This window comes from Arenimonas sp. (assembly GCF_044348765.1).
Classification (GTDB): Bacteria; Pseudomonadota; Gammaproteobacteria; order Xanthomonadales; family Xanthomonadaceae; genus Arenimonas.
In genome coordinates this window covers 1-3,235 of the sequence record NZ_JBIKSE010000112.1, presented here as the reverse complement: position 1 = coordinate 3,235, position 3,235 = coordinate 1, and the positions used below count along the sequence as shown (strand labels likewise).

Genomic DNA, 3,235 nt, shown 5'->3' with positions numbered 1-3,235 from the left:
ATCAAGAAGCTGGAAGGTGTTTTTCATTAGAGAACTAAACTTACCCCTGAAAGCTATCCCCTCAAGTTAGGACACCGATTTCAGTGAGCAAGGTGCAGCCACCCGAAGATCCACTAGCCGATTTGATTTTCGCTCTAGATATCAAAGATGCCGGCGGAGCAAGAACTAAAGAGGATATCTTTATTGGTCCATCACAATGGATGCCCCACGGACGAGTCTTCGGCGGTCAAGTGCTGGCGCAATGCCACGTGGCTGCAACCAGAACCGTCGACCCCGAGCGAGTGCTTCACTCACTGCACGGATACTTCTTGCGACCAGGAGATATCGATCTTCCAATTACCTTTTCAGTGGATCGGCTAAGGGACGGAAGATCGTTTTCGACAAGAAGAGTTCAGGCTTACCAAAAAGGTGAGCCAATCTTTTCCATGATTGCCTCTTTTCAGTCTGAGAACCCAGGACTGACGCATCACGAACAAATGCCTGAGGGAATGACTCAGCCAGAAGATCTTCCCTCGGCTGCAGAAGTTCTTGGAGCAATTCCACATCCAGTTGCACAGTACTGGGCTAAAGCTAGACCGTTCGATTTACGACATGTTCAATCGCCTATCTACTTCGAAGTAAAGGGTGAAGCAGTTGCCCATCAAGCAGTTTGGCTGAAAGCCATTGGAACCTTGCCAGCGTCACAGACCCTGCACCAAGCAGCACTTGCCTACGCATCAGATTTCACACTTCTAGAAAGCATTTACCGCCGGCACAAAATCTCTTGGGCTAAACCAGGACTAAAAACCGCGAGCCTAGATCACGCGATGTGGTTTCATGCTCCAGCAAAAGTGGATGACTGGATGCTCTACGTTCAAGAATCCCCAGCAGCTCAAAACAGCCGCGGCTTAGCAATTGGCAAGATTTTCAGCAGGGACGGAGTCCTACTGGCAACGGTTGCTCAGGAAGGTATGGTCCGAGTTCCTGATGGACCGATTTCTAGTCTCTTGTCAGTCTTCGGTAGGTAGAACGATGAGGCTTGGCAGCCTCAGGGCCTAGGCGCTCAATCTTGTTTGCTTCATAAGAATCGAAGTTTCCTTCGAACCAGTACCAATTATCTGGATCAGCATCGGTGCCCTCGTAGGCCAAGATGTGAGTTGCAACTCGGTCCAAGAACCAACGATCGTGTGTAATCACCACAGCGCAGCCCGGAAATTCCAGAAGAGCATTCTCTAAAGAACCTAGTGTTTCAACATCTAGGTCGTTAGTTGGCTCATCAAGAAGAAGAAGGTTTCCACCCTGCTTCAATGTCAGCGCAAGGTTCAAACGGTTTCTCTCACCACCGGAAAGCACTCCAGCAGGTTTTTGCTGATCTGGTCCCTTGAAACCAAATGCTGCAACATACGCTCGAGATGGCATTTCTACTTGACCAACCTGGATGTAATCAAGTCCTCCAGAAACTACTTCCCAGAGGCTCTTGTCAGGATCAATACCGGAACGAGACTGATCAACGTATGAGATCTTCACGGTCTCGCCAATTTTGAGTTCGCCACCGTCGAGTTTTTCTTCGCCCATGATCATCTTGAACAACGTTGACTTACCAACACCGTTGGGTCCGATAACTCCGACAATTCCATTTCTAGGAAGCGTGAAGGAAAGATCGGAAATGAGTGTCCGGTCGCCAAATTTTTTGACCAGTGACTTGGCTTCCAAGACAATGTTTCCAAGCCTTGGGCCAGGTGGAATTTGAATCTCTTCAAAATCTAGTTTTCTAGTCTTGTCGGCTTCCGATGCCATTTCCTCATACCTTGCAAGACGAGCCTTGGATTTGGTCTGTCTTGCCTTTGAGGAAGATCTGACCCATTCGAGTTCATCGGAGAGGCGCTTGGCCAACTTCGCATCTTTTTTGCCAGCGACTTCTAAACGTTCCTGTTTTTTCTCAAGGTAGGTCGAGTAGTTACCCTCGTATGGGTAGGCCCTGCCTCGATCGAGCTCGAGGATCCACTGCGCAACGTTGTCTAGGAAGTACCTATCGTGCGTTACAGCTAGCACCGCACCTGGATACTTAGCCAAGTGCTGCTCAAGCCAAAGCACACTCTCTGCGTCCAAGTGGTTAGTTGGCTCATCGAGAAGTAATAGGTCAGGTTTTTCAAGAAGTAATTTACAAAGTGCCACTCGACGCTTTTCTCCTCCAGAAAGATTTGCTACCGGAGTATCACCTGGAGGACAGCGCAGTGCATCCATTGCTTGTTCGAGTTGTGAATCTAAATCCCACGCATCTAGATGGTCAATTTGTTCCTGAAGAACACCCATCTCCTCTAAAAGAGTGTCGTAGTCAGCATCCGGGTTGGCAAGCTCCGCGGAGATTTCATTGAATCGATCAAGCTTGGCCTTGGTTTGATGGACTGCCTCTTCAACGTTTCCAAGAACTGTTTTTTCCTCATTTAGCTTGGGCTCCTGCATCAAGATGCCAACAGTAAAACCTTCGCTCAATCGGGCCTCGCCGTTGGAGGGTGTATCGAGTCCAGCCATAATCTTCAGCACTGAGGATTTACCAGAACCGTTTGGGCCAACCACGCCAATTTTGGCTCCCGGAAGAAACGCCAGTGTCACGTCATCGAGGATGAGCTTGTCGCCATGTGCCTTGCGGGCTTTTATCATCTGGTAAATAAACTCGGCCATTAGTTTTCCTCATTCGTCGGTGTCAAAAAAATGACACCCTCTCTGCTCAAGCGTGCTGTAGATAAGTTTATCCGACAATGATTGGTCCTTCTTAGAAGGCCTCGTCTCATATACACATTGAGCAGAGAGGGTCTCTTACGACTAGGCGCTTAGGGGGAAGATGCCCAGCCGAGTCTTAGTTATCGACTTTTTGCTCCAACAAGTGCGCTTTCAGAATCCAGCTCGTTTTCCTCAGGCTCGTCATCCTCCGGGTCTTCGCGGACTAAGACAGTTCGAGAAAACTGTGTAGTCCCCCAAACTAGATCGTGGCCTAGGCAATCGGCTTCGATCTCAACAGATGTGCCGCTACGCTCTCCGTTATCCCAATCGCGGACCTTTAGCCGTCCGGAAACCACAATGCGATCTCCCTTGGAGATAGAGGATGCGCTGTTTATTGCTAGCTGCCTGAATGAGTTGATGGTGAACCAGTTGGTTTCCCCATCGACCCAGATCTTCTTTGTTCTATCGAAGCGACGCTTAGAGGAAGCTAATCGAAATGAGGTGATTGGCAAACCCTCTTGAGTGACTAGGTGCC

The 3,235-nt window shown here is 49.1% G+C and carries 3 protein-coding genes; 1 reads left to right on the top strand and 2 read right to left on the bottom strand.

The genetic code is table 11. The features are described from left to right. The first annotated feature begins 83 nt into the window (after positions 1–83). Positions 84–1,007, top strand: coding sequence for an acyl-CoA thioesterase (locus ACIQ0Q_RS09500; protein ID WP_395772694.1), 924 nt, complete (start codon positions 84–86; stop codon positions 1,005–1,007). Here the strand turns inward: ACIQ0Q_RS09500 and ettA are convergent. After that, positions 979–2,661: an energy-dependent translational throttle protein EttA gene (ettA, locus tag ACIQ0Q_RS09495; RefSeq protein ID WP_395772693.1), complete on the bottom strand. Its 1,683-nt coding sequence runs from the start codon at positions 2,659–2,661 to the stop codon at positions 979–981. The two genes, ACIQ0Q_RS09500 and ettA, sit on opposite strands and share 29 nt — an antisense overlap. A 179-nt stretch (positions 2,662–2,840) precedes the next feature. Then, positions 2,841–3,235: single-stranded DNA-binding protein (locus ACIQ0Q_RS09490; RefSeq protein WP_395772692.1), on the bottom strand; the 395-nt coding region annotated here is incomplete at its 5' end.

Bases quoted from the DNA above. Each gene is read 5' to 3' on its own strand.
- ettA (WP_395772693.1), bottom strand. From the start codon at position 2,661: ATGGCCGAGTTTATTTACCAGATGATAAAAGCCCGCAAGGCACATGGC.